The sequence below is a fragment of the Bradyrhizobium manausense genome (assembly GCF_001440035.1).
Taxonomy (GTDB): Bacteria; Pseudomonadota; Alphaproteobacteria; order Rhizobiales; family Xanthobacteraceae; genus Bradyrhizobium; species Bradyrhizobium manausense.
In genome coordinates, this window is sequence record NZ_LJYG01000105.1 from 21,290 (window position 1) to 42,774 (window position 21,485).

24 protein-coding genes are annotated in these 21,485 nt (G+C 63.6%); 9 read left to right on the plus strand and 15 right to left on the minus strand.

What is annotated here, in order from left to right; all coding sequences use genetic code 11:
* Positions 1-2: 2 nt before the first annotated feature.
* Positions 3-599 (plus strand): ABC transporter ATP-binding protein, encoded by a 597-nt coding sequence (locus AOQ71_RS28910; RefSeq protein WP_057753948.1) that lies wholly within the window; start codon positions 3-5, stop codon positions 597-599.
* On the plus strand, positions 596-1,402 hold the full coding sequence (locus tag AOQ71_RS28915; RefSeq protein WP_057753951.1) for an ABC transporter permease: 807 nt from the start codon (positions 596-598) through the stop codon (positions 1,400-1,402). The genes AOQ71_RS28910 and AOQ71_RS28915 overlap by 4 nt, the downstream gene beginning before the upstream one ends.
* 13 nt (positions 1,403-1,415) lie before the next feature.
* On the opposite strand, the gene AOQ71_RS28920 is transcribed toward AOQ71_RS28915, so the two are convergent.
* Positions 1,416-2,291 (minus strand): LysR substrate-binding domain-containing protein, encoded by an 876-nt coding sequence (locus AOQ71_RS28920; RefSeq protein WP_057753954.1) that lies wholly within the window; start codon positions 2,289-2,291, stop codon positions 1,416-1,418.
* A 92-nt stretch (positions 2,292-2,383) separates the two neighbouring features.
* On the opposite strand from AOQ71_RS28920, the gene AOQ71_RS28925 reads away from it, so the two are divergent.
* From AOQ71_RS28925 to AOQ71_RS28940, 4 genes are all read left to right on the plus strand, one after another.
* On the plus strand, positions 2,384-2,923 hold the full coding sequence (locus AOQ71_RS28925) for a DinB family protein (RefSeq protein WP_057753958.1): 540 nt from the start codon (positions 2,384-2,386) through the stop codon (positions 2,921-2,923).
* 335 nt (positions 2,924-3,258) lie between these two features.
* Positions 3,259-4,641, plus strand: a complete 1,383-nt coding sequence (locus AOQ71_RS28930; protein ID WP_057754137.1) for a TadE/TadG family type IV pilus assembly protein — start codon at positions 3,259-3,261, stop codon at positions 4,639-4,641.
* A 9-nt stretch (positions 4,642-4,650) separates the two neighbouring features.
* A complete protein-coding gene (locus AOQ71_RS28935) occupies positions 4,651-5,211 on the plus strand; it encodes a TadE/TadG family type IV pilus assembly protein (protein WP_057753961.1) in 561 nt (186 codons plus the stop codon).
* A complete protein-coding gene (locus AOQ71_RS28940) occupies positions 5,208-5,801 on the plus strand; it encodes a TadE/TadG family type IV pilus assembly protein (protein ID WP_057753964.1) in 594 nt (197 codons plus the stop codon). Before AOQ71_RS28935 ends, AOQ71_RS28940 begins: the two co-directional genes overlap by 4 nt.
* Positions 5,802-5,815: 14 nt before the next feature.
* Here AOQ71_RS28940 and AOQ71_RS28945 read toward each other — a convergent pair whose 3' ends face one another.
* The 4 genes from AOQ71_RS28945 to AOQ71_RS28960 form a co-directional block, all read right to left on the minus strand.
* The gene (locus tag AOQ71_RS28945) at positions 5,816-6,715 is read right to left on the minus strand and encodes a sterol desaturase family protein (protein ID WP_057753967.1); all 900 of its coding nucleotides are present in this window, start codon (positions 6,713-6,715) and stop codon (positions 5,816-5,818) included.
* A 129-nt stretch (positions 6,716-6,844) separates the two neighbouring features.
* Complete coding sequence (locus AOQ71_RS28950; protein WP_057753970.1) at positions 6,845-7,915, minus strand: AraC family transcriptional regulator; 1,071 nt, start codon at positions 7,913-7,915, stop codon at positions 6,845-6,847.
* A gap of 535 nt (positions 7,916-8,450) precedes the next feature.
* Positions 8,451-8,744, minus strand: coding sequence for a hypothetical protein (locus tag AOQ71_RS28955; RefSeq protein WP_057753974.1), 294 nt, complete (start codon positions 8,742-8,744; stop codon positions 8,451-8,453).
* Positions 8,745-8,978: 234 nt separating this feature from the next.
* Positions 8,979-9,668, minus strand: a complete 690-nt coding sequence (locus tag AOQ71_RS28960) for a DNA-3-methyladenine glycosylase I (RefSeq protein ID WP_057753977.1) — start codon at positions 9,666-9,668, stop codon at positions 8,979-8,981.
* A 204-nt stretch (positions 9,669-9,872) separates the two neighbouring features.
* On the opposite strand from AOQ71_RS28960, the gene AOQ71_RS28965 reads away from it, so the two are divergent.
* Entirely contained in the window at positions 9,873-10,700 is an 828-nt protein-coding gene (locus AOQ71_RS28965; protein WP_057753980.1) for a metallophosphoesterase family protein, read from the plus strand.
* On the opposite strand, the gene AOQ71_RS28970 is transcribed toward AOQ71_RS28965, so the two are convergent.
* The 4 genes from AOQ71_RS28970 to AOQ71_RS28985 form a co-directional block, all read right to left on the minus strand.
* Positions 10,639-11,124, minus strand: a complete 486-nt coding sequence (locus tag AOQ71_RS28970) for a Crp/Fnr family transcriptional regulator (RefSeq protein ID WP_057753983.1) — start codon at positions 11,122-11,124, stop codon at positions 10,639-10,641. The two genes, AOQ71_RS28965 and AOQ71_RS28970, sit on opposite strands and share 62 nt — an antisense overlap.
* 106 nt (positions 11,125-11,230) lie before the next feature.
* Complete coding sequence (locus AOQ71_RS28975) at positions 11,231-11,971, minus strand: di-trans,poly-cis-decaprenylcistransferase (RefSeq protein WP_057753986.1); 741 nt, start codon at positions 11,969-11,971, stop codon at positions 11,231-11,233.
* A 29-nt stretch (positions 11,972-12,000) separates the two neighbouring features.
* Positions 12,001-12,375 (minus strand): transcriptional regulator, encoded by a 375-nt coding sequence (locus AOQ71_RS28980; RefSeq protein ID WP_057754138.1) that lies wholly within the window; start codon positions 12,373-12,375, stop codon positions 12,001-12,003.
* Complete coding sequence (locus AOQ71_RS28985; RefSeq protein WP_057753989.1) at positions 12,362-12,979, minus strand: hypothetical protein; 618 nt, start codon at positions 12,977-12,979, stop codon at positions 12,362-12,364. Before AOQ71_RS28985 ends, AOQ71_RS28980 begins: the two co-directional genes overlap by 14 nt.
* A 201-nt stretch (positions 12,980-13,180) precedes the next feature.
* Here AOQ71_RS28985 and AOQ71_RS28990 point away from each other — a divergent pair, with 201 nt between their 5' ends.
* A complete protein-coding gene (locus tag AOQ71_RS28990) occupies positions 13,181-14,431 on the plus strand; it encodes a S1C family serine protease (protein WP_057753992.1) in 1,251 nt (416 codons plus the stop codon).
* Between the two features lie 189 nt (positions 14,432-14,620).
* Here the strand turns inward: AOQ71_RS28990 and AOQ71_RS28995 are convergent, their stop codons facing one another.
* The 4 genes from AOQ71_RS28995 to AOQ71_RS29010 form a co-directional block, all read right to left on the minus strand.
* Positions 14,621-15,358, minus strand: coding sequence for a DUF899 domain-containing protein (locus tag AOQ71_RS28995; RefSeq protein WP_057753995.1), 738 nt, complete (start codon positions 15,356-15,358; stop codon positions 14,621-14,623).
* Between the two features lie 21 nt (positions 15,359-15,379).
* Complete coding sequence (locus AOQ71_RS29000) at positions 15,380-15,724, minus strand: SRPBCC family protein (RefSeq protein WP_245317233.1); 345 nt, start codon at positions 15,722-15,724, stop codon at positions 15,380-15,382.
* Positions 15,724-16,176, minus strand: a complete 453-nt coding sequence (locus tag AOQ71_RS29005; protein WP_057753998.1) for an ArsR/SmtB family transcription factor — start codon at positions 16,174-16,176, stop codon at positions 15,724-15,726. The genes AOQ71_RS29000 and AOQ71_RS29005 overlap by 1 nt, the downstream gene beginning before the upstream one ends.
* Before the next feature lie 103 nt (positions 16,177-16,279).
* On the minus strand, positions 16,280-17,254 hold the full coding sequence (locus AOQ71_RS29010) for a Bug family tripartite tricarboxylate transporter substrate binding protein (protein ID WP_057754001.1): 975 nt from the start codon (positions 17,252-17,254) through the stop codon (positions 16,280-16,282).
* Positions 17,255-17,479: 225 nt separating this feature from the next.
* Between AOQ71_RS29010 and AOQ71_RS29015 the strand changes: the two genes are divergently transcribed.
* A complete protein-coding gene (locus AOQ71_RS29015; protein ID WP_057754004.1) occupies positions 17,480-19,060 on the plus strand; it encodes an AMP-binding protein in 1,581 nt (526 codons plus the stop codon).
* A 96-nt stretch (positions 19,061-19,156) separates the two neighbouring features.
* Here the strand turns inward: AOQ71_RS29015 and AOQ71_RS29020 are convergent, their stop codons facing one another.
* Together AOQ71_RS29020 and AOQ71_RS48770 are read right to left on the minus strand one after the other, a co-directional pair.
* Complete coding sequence (locus AOQ71_RS29020) at positions 19,157-20,251, minus strand: HD-GYP domain-containing protein (protein WP_057754006.1); 1,095 nt, start codon at positions 20,249-20,251, stop codon at positions 19,157-19,159.
* 253 nt (positions 20,252-20,504) lie between these two features.
* Positions 20,505-21,485 (minus strand): xanthine dehydrogenase family protein molybdopterin-binding subunit (locus AOQ71_RS48770; protein WP_245317234.1); only part of this gene is annotated, 981 nt, incomplete at its 5' end.

Sequence of the window (21,485 nt, forward strand, 5' to 3'; positions counted from 1 at the left end):
GCATGCTGACAGTCAGTGGGCTCAAGCGCCTGCACATCTCCGTGTCATTCGACCTGCAGGACGGCGAATGCGTCGCCCTGCAGGGGCCCTCCGGCGTCGGGAAGACCGTGCTGCTTCGCGCCATCGCGGACCTCGATCCCAACGAAGGAACGGTCAGGCTCGATGGCGCGCTCAGAGAACAGATGCCTGCCCCGGCGTGGCGAAAACGGGTGACCTATCTGGCCACCGAGCCTGGTTGGTGGTCCGAGACCGTGCAGGAACACTTCACAGCCTGGAATGACGCCCTGTCGCTGGTCAAATGCCTGGGGCTGCCGGAGGACTGCGGACCGTGGGCGGTCCAGAGGCTTTCGACCGGCGAGCGTCAGCGATTGGGGCTTGTGCGTGCGCTGATGCTGCGCTCGCGGGTGCTTCTGCTGGACGAGCCGACCTCGGCGCTCGACACGGCATCCACCGCGGCCGTGGAATCCTTGATCGCCGCACGCATCGCGGATGGAACGAGCGTCGTTTGGAGCACCCACGACGATGCCCAGGCCCGCCGTGTGAGCTCAAGGATATTTGCCATGAGGCCCGGCGGCCACATCGAGGAAAGCCGGCCGTGACCTACATTCAGCTTTCGTATGGTGATCTCGCCCTCCCCGCTCTGCTTGTCGTCATGGATGGCGTTCTCTCGATTGTTCTCCGCCTCGAGCTTGAAAGACAGCTTGCCATCGCGACGGTGCGCATGGTGGTTCAGCTCGTCCTTGTCGGATATTTGCTGACGTTCCTGTTCGCCGCGGTGTCGCCGCTCTGGACCGCCGTCGCCGCTTGCGTCATGGTCCTGTTCGCTTCTCGCGAGATCGTCGCGCGGCAGAAGCGGCGGCTGCCGGGCATCTGGAGCTATGGCCTCGGCGGGGGATGCATGCTGCTCGCCGCCGGTACGGTCACGATATTCGCGCTCCTGACGGAGCTACGCCCCGATCCATGGTATCACCCGCGCTATGCGTTGCCCTTGCTGGGCATGATCCTCGGCAACACCATGACCGGGATAAGCCTCGGCCTGGACGTGCTGACGAATAGCCTGGTGCGCGAACGCGCCGCCGTGGAAGCGTGTCTCGCCCTCGGTGGCACCCGGTATCAGGCTCTGCTTCCGGTCATACGCGACGCGTTAAGAAGCGGCTTCATGCCGATCATGAACAGCATGGCGGCGATCGGCCTGGTTTCCTTGCCGGGAATGATGACTGGCCAGATTCTTGCGGGCGTCGACCCGGTCGATGCGGTCAAATATCAGCTGTTGATCATGTTCCTGATCGCCGGCGGCACCGGGCTCGGAACGCTTGCTGCCGTCCTGGGTGGTGCACACCTGCTGACCGATCATCGCCACCGGCTGCGTCTCGATCGAATGACCCTGGACACGTTCAGTTGAAGGCTCACGCGTTTCATTGCGATGTCGCGGCGCCGGCTTCCGCCCTCGATCGCGCCGAGACGGCAACAATCCATTGCTCGAATGCGCCGAGGATCCGATCGTTTCGGCGAACGGATCGACTCAGGAGATAGTAGCCCTCATCAAGCGTGATCGGTGGCGCGAGGAGCTGTAGGCGCCGGCTCGAAAGGTGCTCGTCGACATAGGCCATGTCGATCATCGCGATGCCCCCGCCGGCCAGCGCCGCCTCGAGCGCTTGCGCGCGTGACTCGACGACCAGGCCGCCGTCATCAGGCCTTCCAGCGCGCCGGGATGCCGTCCACCAACGCGACCAGTCCCGAAAGCGGGAACGGGCACGGATGATGGAGCTTCCTTCAAGGTTCTGATCGGCGCCCGGCGCGGCCACGGGCGCGAGGGTCTCGCGAAACAGCAAGGTCGCGGTCAGCCCGGGCCAGTTTCCCAATCCGTGCCTGATAGCGCAGTCGAAATCCTCGGCCTCGAGATTAATAGCCCGACGCGTCGTCGTGAGTGCAACCTCGATGTCGGGATGCAGGGCTCGGAATTCCGGCAACCGCGGCAGCAGCCAGTGCGACGCCAGGGTCGCGACCGTGCTGATGCGCAATTGGGAGCGTCGCCGGCGGATCGGTTCGACAGCGGCCTCGATGCGGTCGAGGGCGTCGCCCATCACCGCGATGAGCGCCTCGCCATCATCGGTCAGCACGACACTGCGCCCTTGCTTCTGCATGAGGATAACGCCGAGCTGGCGCTCGAGATCTGCGACCCGGTGGGACAGCGCCGAGCGGCTGACGCCGAGAATATCAGCCGCTGCCGTGAGGCTGCCGGTCTGCGACAGCAGGGAAAGCGCCTGCAAACCTCTGAGCGACGGAAGCATGACCGGGCGAACCGACTGGTGATGACAGGTGAGATTATCTCACGCTTCGATCCCGCGGCAAACTGCTACCGACAAGACGGGAGGACCGCCCGATGCCGAATCTGTTCCAACAGCTTGCTGCCTATAATGCCTGGGCCAATGCCCGACTCTACGAAGCGGCGCTTGCGCTGCCGGAGGAGCTTTATTTCGCCGACACGGGCGTGTTCTTCCGCAGCCTGCATGGGACGCTGAACCACCTTCTCTTGACGGACAGGCTTTGGCTGACCCGGCTCACCGGTGTGGGCCAGCAGCCAAAGCGGCTCGACGAGATCCTCTACAGGGATCGCCGGGAGTTGACGCTGGCGCGCCTTGCCGAGGACGCGCGCCTCATCGCATTGGTCAGCGGTTACGACGAGGAGGCTCTGGCGCGGCCGCACGCTTATCAGACGACGTCGGGCAAGCCGCAGGAACAGCCGCTATCGGACATCCTGCTGCATCTTTTCAATCATCAGACGCACCACCGCGGCCAGGCTCATGCATGCTTGTCGATCTTGACCAGGCAGGAGCCGCCCTCGCTCGATCTGCTCGTGATGCAGCGGGGGCTTCCGCCGCCTGATCTCGCGGAGCGTTTGGGCTCGTCCACGCCGGCGTGATCGTGCAAATCGGGCCGTTGCGATTTCGCCTGGCCTGCTCAAATTGCCCTGATAGCGTCGGGTGCGCCAATGGCCGACAAGCCGCGGCTCTCAATACCGCCGCTTTGCGGTGACGTTTTTACGGCCGGTTAATTGCGTCGCTTCAATCCGACGCATGCGACATCAGGCACCCCATATTCGCGCGGTGCCAGTAAGTGTTGCTTAAATAGCCAGCTTTCAAAGTTCCCCTGCCGAGAGACAGGCGGAGGCTTTTCGATCCGCCCTGTCCCGACACGCGATACCTGAACTGACGGGAATTGCCTGTGACGTGGTTAACGGCGATTAGGATGAAGGTCATGCTGCGCGGCTCGCTTTATCGGTTTGTCAGAGATCGCAAGGCCAACGTTGCCGTCATATTCGCGATCCTGCTGTTCCCGACCGTCTATCTGCTGGGCATGACGCTCGACTACACGCAGGCTCAGCGCCGGCAATCGCAGCTGGACGCCGCAGCCGATGCCGCCGCGATCGCGGCCGTGACCCCGTCGATGATGGCCCAGAGCACGACCGTCGCCCAGACCACCGCCACGAATATCTTCAACGCGACGGCAAACGCGATCGCCGGCGGCCTATCGGGGAATCCCGTACTGACGGTCAATGTCGGCAATGTCGGCCTGGTGCGCACCGCGACCGTCACTTACACCGCAAACTCCAGCAACGCCTTCCCGAGCCTGCTCGGCACCTCCGTGTGGCCGATCAAGGGCTCCGCGACGGCCAGCGCTTCGGGCGCGCCCAACATCAACTTCTATCTGCTGCTGGACGATTCGCCGTCGATGGGCATCGCTGCTACGTCGACAGATATCACCAACATGATCAATGCGACCGCGAGCCAGCCCTCCGGCTCGAGAAACTGCGCCTTCGCCTGTCACGAATCGCATCCCGAGAAGGACTCGGGCGCGAGCGCGTCGACCAAGGACAACCTCACCATTGCACGCAACAACAACATCACGCTGCGTATCGACCTGGTGGCCCAGGCAACCGCGAGCCTGATGAGCACGGCGCAACAGACCGAAGCGCAGCAGAACAACACTTACAAGGCCGCGATCTACACGTTCGACTACGGCTTCAACACGATCTATGCGCCGTCGGGGCTGCCGTCCGCCGACCTATCGACGGCCGCGAGCCAGGCTGCCAATAATGTTTCGCTTGTCACCGTCGATCATCAGAACTGCGTGGCCTCGGGATGTCCCATCGGCACCGACTATGGCACGGACATCGAGAATGCGCTGACGAGCGTCAACGCTCTCATGCCCGCTCCTGGCGGAGGCAGCAATCAAACCGGGGATACGCCTCAGGAAGTGGTGTTCCTCGTCACCGACGGGGTCGACGACAAGATCGTATCGATGAGCTCGTCCTGCAGCGGAACGCCGATTGCCACCGGCTCCAAATTTCGCTGTCAGCAACCGATCAACACCTCGATCTGCACGACGATCAAGAACCGGGGAATTCGGATCGCGGTGCTCTATACCGAGTACCTGCCGCTCACAAGCAACGGCTGGTACAATTCGTATATCGCGCCATTCAACAATCCGTCGTCGTCGACCGGGCAGATTGCTCAAAACGCAAAATCCTGCGCCTCGCCCGGTCTGTTCTACGACGTGCAATCGGGCGGCGACATCACCGCGGCACTCCGGCAACTGTTCCTGTTGGTCGTGGAAACGGCCCCTCACCTGACCAACTGAGCGAGTGTCATGCCCAAGTCGCGAGCGGTAGCCGGACAGCGACGCCTTCGCCAGATGTTCGCGGCGTTCCGCAACGACGAGAACGGCGCAAACGCGGTCGAATTCGCCCTCGTCGCGCCGATATTCATCGCGTTGCTGGTCGGAATCATCCAGATCTTCCTGGTTTTCTTCGGCCAGCAATTGCTCCAGCAGGTCGTGCAGCAGTCCGCCCGGCAGATCATGACGGGTCAGGTGCAGGAGGCCGGGATGACGCAAACCCAGTTTTCGACCCTGGTCTGCTCGCAGGTCCGCATCATCTTCAGCTGCAACAATCTGATGATTAGCGTCCAGTCGGCGAGCAGCTGGTCGGCGTTGAGCGCGGCTGGACCGACATTGACGTTCAATGCCGATGGCACCGTCTCCAACAACTGGCCCTACAATCCGGGCGGCCCGTCCGACAAGGTCATCCTGGAGGTGATCTACCAATGGCCGGTTTTCGGGGGACCGCTCGGCTTTACCCTGGCAAACCTGCCGAACGGCAATCGCCAGATCACGGCGTCCGCTGCTTTCCAGAACGAGCCCTATCAATGACCCGTTTGCCCGTGCGCCTGAGACGGTTCCGAGCCAACGAAGATGCCGTGGCGGCCATCGAGTTTGCCATCGTGCTGCCGTTCATGCTGCTGCTGTGCATGGGCGGCGTCGAACTCGGTAACGCCCTTTCGATCAACGTCAAGGTCACGGCCACGGTACATACCATTGCCGACATTCTGTCGCAGAACAAGTGTGTGACCACGAGCGACGTCACCGGCATTCTCAACGCCTCGTCGAAGGTTCTCTCCCCGTATGACGTCACCAAAGCGGTCGTGACCGTCTCGGAGGTGCAGCCGACCGGCGATAACGTTACGGCCAAGGTGATCTGGAGCCAGTCCCTCAACGGCGCCGCAAGGACAGCCGGCTCCACCGTCACCCTGCCGACCTCCCTGACGGGGGTGCCGACCACCAGCGGGCTCATCCTCGGTGAGGCGACCTATGCCTATACCCCGAACCTCGGCTACACCATCAGCGGCACCGTCACACTCCGCGACAGCTATTATCTGTATCCCCGCCAGACGAACTTCGTCCCGACCATCACGAGCGGATCGACACCGCCTGTTCCGACGACGTCCTGTCCGACGTCGTGATGACGAAAGGCTCTTCATCGGAGAGCCCGAGCGCTGCTCCCGCCGTCATTCGCATGTGACGGCACGACGGACGGCACCGATGGATTGTCGCCGGGCGGGCCGATCAGGCAAGAGAGCCGGGCACGCCAGGTCGGCGATCGCCAGAGATCGCGCCCGAGCGCGCCCCATTCGTGAAATGCGATGACGACCGGATTGTTGGAGCATAGCGGCTTCACCAGTCCATAGCGGCACGGCAGGTCGTCGCGTTCGGCGACGAAGGTGCCGAACATCCGGTCGAACACGATGAAGATGCCGCCGTAATTGCGGTCGAGATATTCCGCATTGCAGGCGTGGTGCACACGATGGTGCGAGGGCGTGTTCAGCACGTATTCCAACCAGCCGAGTTTCGGGATCCACTCCGCGTGCAGCCAGAACTGGTAGAGCAGGTTGATGCCGGCGGCGATGAACACCGGGCCCGGCGCGAAGCCGAGCCAGATCATCGGCACGTAGAAGACAGCGGCGCCGGTCAGCTTCCCGGTCCAGCCGAAGCGGTAGGCCGCGGCGAGATTGAACTCGTTCGAGGAATGATGGATCGCATGCGTCGCCCAGAACCAGCGAACGCGGTGGCTGGCGCGATGGAACCAGTAATAGCTCAAGTCCTGGGCGATCACGAGCACGACCACCGCAAGGCTGCTGTTAAGCGGTACGCTGAACAGCCGGTGCTTCCAGGCCAGATCGACCAGCGGCTGCGCGATGCTGAGCGGCAACAACGTGTAAACGAGATATTGCCGGCCGAGCGCATCGACCAGCGAGGCCCAATAGGCGCGCCAATTGTAGTCACGCCGCATCACCAGGGCCAGGACGAGCCCCTCCAGCGTCGCGATCACGATCACCGCGGGAAGGCTGAATTGCAGCACTTGGATCAATAGATGCATGGCAACCTCGCATGAGCAGGCTGCTCGCCTGCCGGACAAAGGGTTGCACGCAAAGGACGCGGCGGCGCGCCGATTCCTGAAAGCCGGCTGGCCGATTCCCGCAAACGGCCAGTCAGGTCAGAGAAAAGGCTAAGTTTCTGCCCCTGCGACCCCGCCGATACGCGCCCGCCGGTATTCGGACGGCGTCAGGCCGGTCTGCGCCTTGAAGGCGCGATTGAACGGCCCGATCGAGCCGAAGCCGGCATCGAGCGCAATGGTCAGGATCGGCACGGCGGCTTGTTCGGGATCGCTCAGGGCAGCCTCGGCCTCGGCGAGGCGATAGCCGTTCACGAAGGCGCTGAAATTGCGATAGCCAAGCTGCCGGTTGATCAGATGGCGCAGCCGGTATTCCGGAATGTCGAGCTTTTGTGACAGTGTTGCGACGCTCAGGTCCGGCTCACGGAAGACCTTGTCGTGATCGAGCAGGCGCCGCAGCGCCGCGAGTTCGGCTGCATCGGGCTCGGTCGCGAGCACCGCGGGCGACGGATCGCGCGGAATGACGACCGGCTGTCTTGCCACGGCCGTCGCCGGCATCAGCGACGCATCATTCGCAACCGGCGTCCCCAGCACGGCGAACAGGAAGATCAGTGCCGCCAGGCCGGCCGCGTTGGCAAGACTGAGCGATGACACCGAGAGCCCACCAGGCCAGAGCCATTCGGAGACGATGACGAGCAGGCTATAAAGCACGGTAACGATTGCATACCAGACGCGGAGCCGTCGCCTCTTCTCCACAAGGTCCGCGGCGCGTCCGGCCAGCGCATGCCAGACGCCGAGCAGGAGAAGAAGTACAGCCAGGCAAGTATGCGCCACATCGAAGGACATCGGGTGCCTGAACATGTCGATCAGCGCGAAGCCCATCAGCGCCAGCCAACCGAGCAAATGGTACCAGCGCAGGCGAAATTCGTCGACGAAGACAGCGCTCATCGCAATCCAGAACGCCGCTGGAGTGCCGGCGTTGAGGAGATGGATGGGAATGCGCAGCGGCAGAGCCAGCGTACCGAAGTCAGCTGCCGAATCGACGATATAGGCCGCGATGCTTGCCGACAGCAGTGCCAGATAGCGGCTGATCGGATCACCCCGCGCATCGCGTGCGGCAACCGCCACACGGAAGAGCAGAATGACGACGGCTCCTCCTCGCAACGCGGCTTCCAGGGTCGACATGCAATTCAACAGTCCGGTTGAGATCGTTCCGGGAAAAGGGACGGAAAGATTATCGCATCAGATCAGTCTCATATGTTCCAAATATTTCCTGACGTCCAATGGCAACATTTGACAACCGGCTCCGCACCAGCTCCTACCACCGCCGGAGCGGGCAAATCCAACGGCCAGGACGGCTCTGGACTGCGAACCCAGGACTGGATGTGATTTGGGCCGAGCCTGCCCCAAGTCTTCAACAGGACGGAAAGCCGCCAGGATTTCAATTGGGGCGCTCTCCACCCGTCACCACCATGCATGAGCCTCGAAGCGGCTGCAGGACGAACTGCGATCGGAAGTCAACAGCGGCACGATCAGGTTGGCCGAGTAATCGGGTTCCCCCTCCCCGCGCTCGATGACCTCAACTCCGCACTGCTGTCGGGCGGGACGAGCGATCAAGCCCGCGGCAGCGAGCTCGCTGAATCAGATCATCGATTGTCGACTTGACGGCGTCTTGATCCAACCACCCTTCGGCATTGCGAAGGGTGGTTGTCGTATGCCGTCAGTGCCTCACGTGCTCGAACACCACGATCACGCCGGTCGGCTCGGGCTCGTGTGCCATCAGGCGCGTCAGATCCGCATCGCTCCAGTCGGCGAGGCTGACGACTTCACCCGTCTGTCGTTCCGCACTGAGCGACGGCGTCGGCTCGAGGACCTTCAAGCCCGTCTCGTCGACGAAGAAGGTGTGCTCGCCGAACATGCTGTTGAGCTGGGGCATGGCGGGATGCTCGTCGGGCAGCACCTGGGCGCCGAGCTGGTTGATGGTCTGCTTCACCTGTTCGGATGTGAGCTTCATGAGCTGCTCCGTTCTGTCGTTCGAGTTTCGTGGCTTGAGCCAGGTTTGGCCGGAGCGAGCGTGTTCCCTGCGCCGTGTTGCCTGGTTCAAAGTCCCGAACGGGTGCTGCGCACAAATGTTCCTGCGAAATGCATTTCGTGATCGAGCGCGGCGTCTGCCGCGCCGACGGCGCGAGATTGCCACACCATGTCCACGATCCGGTCACCGAGGCTGCGGCCTGCTGTTTGTCGCGGGCTAATGCTCGCTCCTGTTTTCACCGACCGACAGCGCGCAGATGCGGGACAGATAGGTGTAGGGCAGCCCCGTCTCCTCGGCCCAGGCGTTGAACTGCGCCTGCACCTTGGCAAGATCGCCCTTGGACTTGACCTCTTCGGCGATGTCGAGACCGGCATCGCGCAGGCAGGCGACGACGTCCTTTGAGGTGACAAAGCCGTCCCAGCCGACGAAGCGCAGCAGCATCTGGCCGGTATTGCCGCCGAGCCTGGAGCCGCGCTTGGCCAGGAGATCGAGCAGGCCGATCTCGTTGGACGGCGGCCATTTCGCCAGAAACTTGCCGAAGCTGCCGTGCTCCCTCGCGATCTCCTGCACGAACACGGCGTTGTCGCGTACCGACATGATCTTGGCGCCATTGCGCACGATCCGCGCGTCGCGCAGCAGGCCGTCCCAATAATCTTCCGGCTGGAAGCTGAGCTTGGCCGGCTTGAAGCGCAGAAAGGCGTCTTCGAAATCGTCCCACTTCGCCTCGATCACGCTCCAGGCAAACCCGGCGCAAAACACGCGCTTCGTCATCTCCGCGAGGATGCGGTCGTCGCCGAGCTTTGCCAGACGCTTCAAGTCCGGCTTGTCGGGCATCAGTTTGTCGAGCGCCTTGGGTCCCCCCTTGCGCTTCTCGGCGCGGGCACGAATGGTCTTGAAGGACGTCATGCGATCACCGGCATTGAAACCGCGCCACGTCAGCAGAATTCGGTGATACGGTCCAGCCCTGCGACACGATCGGCACTTGTGCGCCGCCGGCCGCCGCAGCATGCTGCGCTTTGCCGGATTGGCGGCAGCGATGCTGGTCTGCTTCTTGCTTTATAAGATTTTGGAATTCCCAGATATTTTCATTCTCTCGCGGACGGATTCTCTATGCGCTGCCTGGTCGTGGCCGATCTGCACTACTCGCTGCCGCAGCTCGACTGGCTGGTCAGCGCCGCGCCGCAATTCGACCTGGTGATCTTCGCCGGCGATGCGCTGGACATCGGCTCGATGGTGGATTTCCGCGCACAGATCGTGGTGGTGAAAAAGTACCTCGCGCTGATCGCGGCGCAGACCAAGGTCATTCTCTGCTCCGGCAATCACGACCTCGACGAGCGCAATGCGGAAGGCGAGAAGATCTCGCGCTGGATCTCGGAGGTGCGGGCAACAGGCATCGCCTGCGACGGGGACAATCTGATCGTCGGCAACACCCTGTTCACGGTGTGCCCATGGTGGGACGGACCGCTGGTCAAGCAGCGCATCGCCAATCAGCTGCGTGATGCCTCGCTCGACCATCCGCAGCGATGGATCTGGGCGCATCATGCGCCGCCGGCTAATTCGCCGACGAGCTGGGGCGGCAAGCGCTTCTTCGGCGATGTCGAGCTGGTGCAGTGGATCATGCAGTATCAGCCGTCGATGGTCATCTCCGGCCATGTGCATCAATCGCCCTTCATCAAGGACGGCTCGTGGTACGACCTGATAGGCCAGACCTGGGTGTTCAACGCCGGCCTGCAGCCGGGACGCCCGCCGACGCACATCGTGCTGGATCTCGATGCGAACAAGGCGTTCTGGCTGGCAGCGGGCGAAGCGCAGTGGATCGATCTCGGCGCAGCGCTGAAGCGGCCCGCGTCTTATATCGACGACCCGCCGGACTGGCTCACGTCCTTGGATCGGATTGCCGATCCGAGCCTGGCGAGACCTCGAGCGGCGGCAGGTTGATCATGCTCTGGAGCACCTCACCGACCATCGCCAGATGCGTGCCGTGGCCGGCATATTGCCGCTTGAGATCGGCGAGATAGGTGTTGGCGACATTGAGCCGCTGCGCCAGCATGCGCGCGAGCAGCAGCGCGATTTCCGGCTCCTGCTTGAGCAGCGAGGCGGCATCCTCGAACTCGTAAACCACCGTGTCGGCGCAGGCCCGCACGGTCGCCGTATGCGGCACTCCCAGCAACACCGACATCTCGCCGAGCACCGCACCGGGCTCGGCAATGGTGGCGACCACCATCTCGCCCTTGAGCACCTCGAGCTTGCCCTGCATCAGCACGTAGAGATGTCCGGAGGCGCCGCCTTCCGTCAAAAGGTGCGTGCCGGCCGCAACCTGCCGCTCCGTTCCGCCGGTGCAATAGTCCAGAACCGCGCGCATCGCCGAAAGCTCCCGTCAGGAGAAATAGTAGAGCACGATCCGTGGCACCCGGCAAATCAACCACCCCTTCGTGCGGCTGAAAAAAACAGGCAGCTCCGTAGCCCTGTCACGCCCGAGAGAGTGAGGGCAGCTCCTCCGGCATGATGGCCTGGAGACCACCGAATCGGCGTTCGCGGCCGTGGAAGGAAGCCAGCGCCGCGGCGAGATCGCCTGCGTCGAATTCGGGCCACATCCGCTCGGTGAAATGCAGCTCGGCATAGGCGCCCTCCCAGAGCAGGAAGTCGGACAATCGCTTTTCGCCTGAGGTGCGGATGATGAGATCGACGTCGCGCAAGCCGGCCTCGCCGGTGACGAGTTGCGAAAAGGCTTCGCGGGTCAGGCTGGTCAGCGCGGCCGCCTTGGCCGCAGCATTGAGGATGGCGTCGCGCGCGGAATAGTCGACGGCAATGCGCAAGTGAAGCGTGCTGCCGTTTGCGGTGGCCTCCTCCGCGCGCGCGATGGCGGCTGCGATCCCGTCCGGCAGGCGATCGCGACGGCCGATGACGTTGAGCCGCACGCCGTTTTTGACCAGGCTCTGCACTTCATTGGCGAGATAGAAGCGCAGCAAGGTCATCAACGCGGCAACCTCGGCCTTGGGCCTGCGCCAATTGTCGGTCGAGAACGCATAGAGCGTCAGCGTGCCGATGCCCTGCTTGGGCGCGGCCTCGACGATGCGGCGGATGGTCTCGACGCCGGCCTCGTGACCGCGGACGCGCGACAGGCCGCGCCGGGTCGCCCATCGCCCGTTGCCGTCCATGATGAGGCCGACATGGAGCTTTTCGTTGTGGGACGTGACGTCACTTTGCATCGCAAAGTCTCCGGTCAAAAGGGGGGCGATCAGATCGGAAGGATCCCGAGACGGCCAAGCGGCGGCGCCTCGCGGCCGGCGGCCTTGGCGGCGTCGCGCACGAGACGTTCGAGCACGGCGAGATAGTCGAGGAAGCGCCGGCGGCCGCTCCTGGTCAGGCGGCAGGTTGTGTGCGGGCGATTGCCTTCATAACCCTTGGTCACCTCGACAAGGCCGGCCTCCTGGAGGACGGCAAGGTGCCGGCTGAGATTGCCGTCGGTGAGGCCGCAGAGCTGCTTGAGATCAGCGAAAGCAAGTCCCTTCGGATGAGCCATCAGCGACGTCAGCAGTCCGAGCCTTGCCTTCTCGTGGATTACACGGTCGAGCCCTTCATAGGAAAAAGGTGCGCTGTCAGTCTTCGACATCATTGTCTCCGGACGCGAAATACAGAATGGCCGCCATCACCGACTGGCCGATCACGAAAGGCAGCCCCATCGTCCATGGCGACAGCATGTGGGTCCGGCTCGCCAGCACCACCACGGCGAAGCCGGAGATGAAGTACCAGGCCCCGGCGAACGCCACGCTGCGCGGCAGCGAGCGGACGGATGCGAAAATGCCGAGCGACACCAGAATCTGCCACAGTCCCGGCAGCAGCCACAGCGCCTCGGAAGCGAACCTCCACATCACCACTGCAAGCAGGACGCCAGCGACGCCCGCGGGCAGGAACTGCTCGATCGCCTGATGAATCATCGCGTCGGCGAGGCCGGAATGATGGCGACGCGAACGCGCACGCATCTCGATCCAGATGATCAGGCCCGACAGGGTCGCCGCGACGAACCAACCGAGAAAGAAGCCGAGCGGCTCGCCGGTGGGGTCGCCGAGCAGCCAGAATTGCAGGATGGCGGTGACAAGCGCGACCGCGCCGGTCGCGGCCATCGTTGCCGGGCCGTAACCGCGGAACGCCGTGCCGACCGCAATCTGGCTGCGGATCGCCACGATGTCGGCCAGCGCCCTGTCGAGATCGCGCATCGGCAATGCCAAAGCTCCGCTCCACCCACGCCCACGGACCGGCTTGTGCGGTCACTTTATACCGCAAAGTATACCGCGCTACAAAGTAAACGCAAGCCGGGAAATCGCCTGCCAGGGACGAGCGCCGCGCGGACAACTACCGGTTGCGCACCGGCCACCAGCCCGACTAAGATGCGGCCAAGGTTGCCCTTGGGGGAAGTCATGCGGTCAAGGTCGTTCGTCGCTGCAGCTCTGCTGCAGGTGTGTCTTGTTGGGACAGCGCATGCGAAAGGACCATTTGGCACCGTAAATGTCGGCGGCTGGGTCGGCGGCGCCTTCAGCAACGACGAGACGGGCGCCTTCTCCCATTGCGCGGCGACGGCGCCTTATGCGAACGGCGTCATCCTCGTCGTGAGCCAGAATGCGGCCGGCATCTGGTCGCTCGCCTTTGCGAGTCCCAACTATCACTTCAACAAGAGCGAGAACGCCGCAATCGACGTGACCTTTGACGGGCAGGAGCAAGCCAGGCTGTACGCCACGGCGTACCGGCCCGACATGCTCACGGCCGTCATGCCGCTCAATGTCGTGCGTACGTTTCAGAAGGCAAGCCTGATGGTCGCGACGGCCGGCCCCGCTGTCCTGAACTTCGACCTGAGATCGACCGGACCAGTGATCGCCGCGTTGGCCAATTGCGTGACCAAAGTGAAGGCCGACGGGCTCGACAAGGCCGGCGATTTCACCAAGGGCGCGGCGAAGCCGGCCGCCACGGCAGACAAGCAAGGCGCGCCGCCGGCAAGCAAGCCCGGCAAAGGCGCCAAGAGTGGCTTCGGCACCGGCTTTGTGGTCAGCGCTGCCGGACACATCGTCACCAACAACCACGTGATCGAGGGCTGCAGCGAGCTCAAGGGCAATCTCACTGGCGAAGCCGCGATGGTGCTGCGTGTCGTGTCTGCTGATGCGAACAACGATCTGGCCCTTTTGCAGGCACCGTCGACGGCGTCGTTCAAGGAGTTTGCCCGGATCCGTGACCGCCCGATCCGGTCAGGCGATTCCGTCGTCGCGATCGGCTTTCCATTTCACGGATTGCTGACCTCGGACTTCACCGTGACGACCGGCATTGTGAGTTCGCTCAGCGGCATGCGCAACGATTCGCGTTTCCTGCAAATCAGTGCGCCCGTGCAGCCCGGCAACAGCGGAGGTCCACTGTTCGACACGACCGGTCAGCTTGTCGGCGTCGTCACCGGGAAGCTCGATGGGTTGCGGGTCGCCGCAGCCACCGGCAGCATTCCCGAAAACATCAACTTCGCGATCAAGACCGGCGCGCTGCGCGACTTCCTCGACAATTCGGTGGTGCCGTATCAGACCGCCGAACCGAAGGGCGAGCTCAAGACCCCCGAGATCGCCGGCAACGCGCGGGCCTACACGATGTTGATCTCGTGCAGGGGCACGGAGGAGGCCGACGCGAAGAAGTAGCAAATCGACGCAGCTCGATCCGTCATCCTGAGGTGCGAGGCATGGGACGCAACGCGTCCCATGGGGAGCCTCGAAGGATGAACGGCCGAGATGCAGCCGGGCCGTCGCCCTTCGAGGCTCGCCGAAGAGGCGAGCATCTCAGGGCGACGGGGATAGCTCATGGCAAACGAGCGCGAAGCGCCGCCCCCGTCATCCATGGCAGCACGCCCCCTTGGCCGCCTCCGGCTCGTACTGGTCGCGCAAACGGACCCAGTCCATCGGATAGGGCAGGCCCTCCTCGTGACGGCCAAGCGGGGTGAGGTCGAGATATTGATAGGCCGCGTTCATCATGTCGAGGCCGCGGGCGAAACAGGAATAGGTATGAAAGATCTCGCCGGCCTCGTTGCGGAAGAACACGCTGATGCCGGGTAGCTCCGGGCCATAGAATGGCGTGGTGCCGAAATTGTACTTTTGCACGCCTCTGTCGATCTCTTCACGCGTGAACGAGACTTCGTAATCGTGGTTGAAGTCGTTATTGCCAGACGATACCCAGTCGAATGTCCAGCCCATGCGATTCTTGAACGCTTCGAGCTTTGCGCTGGGTGCCAGTGAGATCGCGACTATCGTGGTGTCGCGCGCCGCCAGATGCGGCACCATGCGCTCGAAGCCGTCGGCCCAGAACGAACAGCTCTTGCAGGCAGCCTCCCAATCCGGCGCGAACATCACGTGCTGGACCACGAGCTGCGGGCGCCCCTTGAACAGATCGCCAAGCGTCACCATGCCGTTCGGTCCGTCGAATAGGTAGACCTTGTCGACCTTCACCCAGGGCAAGGCCCGACGCTCCTCGGCCAGACGCTCGCGCGCCCGCGACAATTCTTTCTCATGCGCAAGATGAGATTTGCGGGCTGCGACCCATTGCTCGCGGGAGACGATCTGATGCTGCTGCATGGTATCCTCCTTTGACAGAGATCAGGCGACGAAGCTGTCGAGCTTGTCGAAGAACGAATTCCAGCCACGCTGATGGTTATCGCGCGCGGTCTCGTCGAAGAACTGGGCATGATGGAAGATCATCAGCGTGCCGGCGCTGTCGGGCTTCAACGTGATCGTCACCAGCGATTCGCGCTCCGGCGTCGAGTGCCAGGCCCAGGTGAACACCAGCCGCTCGTTCGGCACCACCTCGCGGTAGATGCCGCCGGCCTCGAAATATTCGCCGTCGTCGCGGGTGAATGAGATGCGGTAGCGCCCACCGGTGCGCACGTCCAGTTCCGCATTCAACGTCGCCGGCTTCATGTTCGGTGGGCCGAACCATTGCACTAGCTGCGGTGCTTGCGTCCAGGCGGCGAAGACCTTTTCCGGCCGCGCGCGGAGCCGGCGCGTGAGCGTGAGGCTTGGACCTTCGTTTGCGCGTTCGGCGGCGCCGGCGGCTGCGTTGACCATGGTTTGTCCTCCACAAAGGCGGCAAGGCGATCGAAGCTCTCGGACCAGAATTGTGCGTAGCGATTGAGCCAGTTCATCGCCTGCTCCATCGGCTGCGCGGTGAGCCGGCAGGACACGGTACGCCCGGTCTTCTCGCGCACGATCAGGCCCGCATCGTCAAGCACGTCGAGATGTTTCATGATTGCGGGCAGCGAGATCGGGAACGGCGCGGCGAGCTCGCTCACCGATAGGCCATCCTTTTCACCGAGACGCGCCAGCAGCGCGCGCCGTGTCGGATCGGACAGTGCCGCAAAGGTGCGATCAAGCGTCTCGTCTAGATACTTAACCATAAGGTTTAGTATAGGCGCAAACGCCGGCTCGTCAAGCTGGAACCACGCAAGAAAAAAGCCCCGCGTTCCGGCGGGGCTTCATGCGCACGCAATCACGCGATCGCTATTCGACCTTGAGGCCGGCGAACTCGACGACCTTCTTCCACTTGGCGGTCTCGGCCTCGATCTCCTTGCCGAACGCCTCCGGCGTCTCCACCAGCGGATCGCCGCCGAGTTCGACCAGGCGCTTGGTCATCTCGGGCTCCTTCATGAGCGTGTTGATCTCGCTGTTGAGCTTGGCGATCAGGTCCTTGGGCATGTTCTTCGGTGCGCCCATGCCGAACAGCGCGCTCGCCTCGTAATCCTTCACGGTCTCGCCGATCGCGGGCACATCAGGCAGTTGCGGCGAGCGCTGCGCCGTGGTGACGCCGAGCGCACGCAACGAGCCGGAACGGATGTGCTGGATGATCGAGGGCATGTTGTCGAAGATCACCTGCACCTGGCCGCCGAGCATGTCGGTGATCGCGGGCGCGGCGCCGCGATAGGGCACGTGCTGCATCTTGCAGCCGGTCATGGCCATGAACATCTCGCCGGACAGATGCACCGAGGTGCCGTTGCCGGAGGAAGCCATGTTCACCTTGCCGGGATTGGCCTTCACATAGTCGATGAACTCGGCGACCGTCTTGGCCGGCACGTCCTTGTTGACGGTCATCACGTTCGGCACGCGCTGGAACGCAGCGATCGGCGCGATGTCACGAAGGAAGTTGAACTTGAGATTGGCGTAGAGCGTGGTGTTGATGTAGTTCGCCGGATTGACCAGCAGCACGGTGTAGCCGTCGGGCTCGGCGTTCACGACGGATTCGGTCCCGATATTGTTGCCGGCGCCCGGCTTGTTCTCGACCACGAATTGCTGGCCGAGCCGTTCCGACAGCCGCTGGCCGATCAGCCGCGCCAGAATGTCGGTGGCGCCTCCGGGCGGATAGCCCACCACGAACTTCACCGGCCGGGACGGATAATCCGCTGCAAAAGCCTTCGACAACGGACTGGCTGCGAGCGGTGTCGCGGCGAGCAGGCGCAGCGCGGTACGGCGAGTGATCATTTCAAGGGTTCTCCCAGTGTTGTTCTTGAAGGCCTGACGTCTTGAAGACGGCGTCGGCGGCGTTGTAACAAAGCCCATCTGCTGCGGAAAGTACCCAAGAGCCTGATCGAGATTTCGCGGTGCGAGGATTGACGCGTCGATTTGCGCTTCGCACCATGTGATGGCAGGAAGACGCAATAATCCAAGGACAGCCGCCAGCAAGATGCGCGCTGCACGGGAGGAGTCATGGCTATCATGCAAACCACAGGCGCTGTCGTGACCCCGTTCGACGGGCTGGATGTGCCCTGGCTGCTGAGGATGCGCGCCGAGGTGCGCCGGGATCATCCGTTCCTGATCTGGGCGCCGTTCGATGCGCCGGCGCGGCATTGGAGCTATGGCGAGTTTCACGAGCGGGTCGGCGCGCTCGCGGCCGGGCTTGGCAAGCGCGGCGTGAAGCCGGGCGAGTATGTGCTCATTCACCTGGACAATTGCATCGAGGCGCTGCTGGCTTGGTTTGCCTGCGTCGAACTCGGGGCCATTGCGGTCACCACCAACACCCGCTCGGCGCCGGCGGAGATGGAATATTTCGCCGATCATTGCGGCGCGGTCGCTGCGATCACGCAACCGGCCTATGCGGAGATGGTCGCGCAGAATTGCCGCAACGTCAGCTGGGTGGCGGTGACATCGCACGATGCGGGCGCGGCGCCTGCACAGGCCGTTTCACGCAGCGACAGCTTTGAGGCGCTGTTTTCCGACAGCGCCGATCGGCCGAAGCGCGCGACCGATCCGCTGGCGCCGTGCAGTGTGCAGTACACCTCGGGCACGACATCGCGGCCGAAGGCTGTGCTGTGGACCCACGCCAATGCGTTGTGGGGCGCCAAGATTAACGCTGCGCATGAGGACCTTCACGCTAGCGACGTGCACCAGACCTATCTGCCGCTGTTCCACACCAACGCGCTGGCCTATTCCATGCTGGCAACGCTGTGGGTCGGGGCGACTTGCGTGATCCAGCCGCGCTTCTCCGCGAGCCGGTTCTGGACCGTTGCGCGTGAGCACGGCTCGACATGGACCTCGACCATTCCGTTCTGCATGAAGGCGCTGCTCGAGCAGGAGATCCCGCGCGACCATAAATTCCGCCTATGGGGCACGGCGGTGAACGAGCCACCGGCCTTTGCCGCGTTCGGCGTCAGGACCATCGGCTGGTGGGGCATGACCGAGACCATCACCCACGGCATCATCGGCGAGGTCGACCAGCCCAACATTCCGATGTCGATCGGCCGCGCCGCGCCCGAATATCAGATCCGCATCACCGACGACGACGGACGGCCGACCGAAGTCGGTGACACCGGTAACCTGGCAATCAAGGGCATCCCCGGCCTGTCGCTGTTCGCCGAATATCTGCACAACGAGAAGGCGACGCGCGAGAGCTTTGACGAGCACGGCTTCTTCCTCACCGGCGATCGCGTCACGCGGCTGGAGGACGGCTTCATCAGGTTCGGCGACCGCGCCAAGGACATGCTGAAAGTCGGCGGCGAGAACGTCGCGGCCTCCGAGATCGAGCAGGTCATCGCAATTGTATCAGGCGTGCGCGAGGCCGCGGTGGTGGCGAAGAAGCATCCGATGCTGGACGAGGTGCCAGTCGTCTTCATCATCCCGCATGGCGGCGTCGCGGCTGCGCCGCCGGATCTGCAGGACCGCGTGATGGCCGCCTGCCGCAACAGCCTTGCCGACTTCAAGGTGCCGCGCGAGATCAGGCTCGTCGACGACATGCCGCGCTCGACCCTCGAGAAGGTGGCGAAGGCGGAGTTGCGGAAGCTGGTGGAATAGCCACAGTCGTTCCGGGGCGGTGCCAAGCACCGAACCCGGAACCTCGAGATTCCGGGTTCGATGCTTCGCATCGCCCCGGAATGACGGGCTAGATTATCAGAACGATCCCAGCGCCACCGGGCGGAATGCCTGCAAGAGCTGCTGATCCAGCTTGCCGCCCATGCCTTCCATCATCGTGAAGGCGCGGGCGTGCGTGAACGGCATGCGGTAGGCGCGCTTCTCGACGAGCGCCGCGTAGATGTCGACGATCGTCGTCACGCGCACGATGTCGCTGATCTGGTTCGACGACAGGCCGTTGGGATAGCCGCTGCCGTCGAGGAATTCGTGGTGATGCAGCACGACGTCGAGCATCTCCGGCGGGAAGCCGCCTTGGGCTGCGAGCGCGTCATAGCCGCGGCGCGGATGCCGGCGAACTTCGGCCATCTCCTCATCGGTGAGCTTGCCGGGCTTGTCGAGCAGGTGGGAGGGAACGAAGGCCTTGCCGACATCGTGCAGCAGCGCCGCGCGGGTCAGGCGACGCTGGTCGTCCTCACGCATGCCCAGATGCTGGGCGAAGGACACCGCAAAGCCGGTGACGAACAGGCAGTGCCTGTAGCTGCCGACATGGTGGCAGCCGACGGTGGTGAGCCATTCGCGCAGCGAGGAGTGCTTGATCGCCTTCAGGATCTTGTTCTCGGCGGCGATGACGTCGTCGAAGGTCAGGGGCACGCCGAGCGGCAGCTTCTCGAACATCTTCTTCAGCACCGCATGCGCCGCCTCGACGCCGCGGTTGAGCGTCTTGCCGCGATCGGTCGCGTCATAGACGGCGGTGTCCGGGAAGGCGGCGCGGATGCGCTGCAGGATCGCCTCGGCCTGCAGCGGCCGCGAGATGGTGTCGGTGGCGCCCAGCGCCCAGGCCTGCATGGTGCCGTGATGCAGCGCATCGGCCAGCACGAACAGCCGCGGCATCGAACGATAGGCCTCGCCGCGCAGCTTGTTGCGCACGCGCTGCACGCTATCGGGCGAGCGGAGGTTGATATCGACGACGAGGCCGGAGAGATCGCGGGAGGGCTTCTCGGGAATCTCCTGCGTGGTCACCGTCGAGACCTCGCCGACCGCCTTCAGGATGCTGGCGAGCTCGGTGCTCGCATCGCTGCGGTCGGAGGCAAGCAGAAGCCGGCGTTTGTTGGCGGATTTGGCTGGCGCGTTCATGGCTTCCCCAAAAAGCACGTGAGTGTCTTCGGCGTCAGCCTAGGCCGGTTCAGGTTCTCCGGGCCTTAAGAGGCGTGCTCAACGGAACCTGCCGGAATTGCGCGCAGTTTTATCGATCGAGGTTCCCCCCAACGCGAAAACAACCCCATGCACCGTGGAACGGCCATTGAAAACATTGACTTTTTGGCAACGAAAAATCCGCCGGAGGTGGCCCTCCGGCGGATCATCTCGCATCACAACTGCAAGCAGCAGCTTACGCCTTCATCGCCCCCTTCACGGCTTCTGCCGTGATCGGCAGCGCGCGGACGCGGGCGCCGGAGGCGTTGAAGATGGCGTTGCCGATGGCCGGCGCCACCACCGTCACCGCGGGCTCGCCGACGCCGGTGGCGTTCTCGCCATTGGCGATCACGGCGACCGCGACTTCGGGCATCTGGCTCATGCGCAAGGGCGTGTAGCCATCGAAATTGGTCTGCTCGATGCCACCATCCTTCAGCGTCGCCTTCTCGTACATCGCCAGCGACAGGCCCCACAGCGCCGCACCCTCGACCTGGGCGCGGATGTTGTCGGGATGCACCTGGGTGCCGACGTCGGTTGCGACCGTGAGCTTCTTCACGGTCACTTCGCCCGAGGGCGCCACCGCAACATGCGCGACGCAGGCGGTCCAGCTTGCGGTCGCGCGCTCCTGCGACGACACGCAGGCGACGCCCATGCCTTCACCCTTCGGCAGCTTCTTGGTGCCGTAGCCGGCAAGGCCCATCGCGGCGAGCAGCGTGTTGCGCAGCCGCTGCGCGCCGCCGTCGTTCTTGCCGGCGCCGTCGAGCAGCGAGATGCGGAATTGTGCCGGATCCTTGCCGGTCGCAGCCGCGATCTCGTCGATCATGCTTTCGACCGCCCAGAAGGTCCAGCCCGGCGCCACCGAGCGGAGCTGGCCCGACGGGGTGGCGTTGTGCGCCATCTCGTTCTTGATCGCGCGCACATAGTGGTTCGGCACGGTGTAGAAGAAGTCCGAACCGTTCACCGTGAACGCGTCGAGCGGGCCCTTCTTGTCGACCGAGGGCGACAGGAAGTCGGGAATGCCCCAGCGCTGGGTCGGCCAGGCCGAGACCACGTCGTGGCTGAGCGCGACGAGCTTGCCGTCGCCGTCCACGCCGGCCTTTACTTTTTGATAGGTGAGCGGACGCGAGAAATCCATCGTCATGTCGTTCTCGCGCGTGTAGATCACCTTCACCGGCTT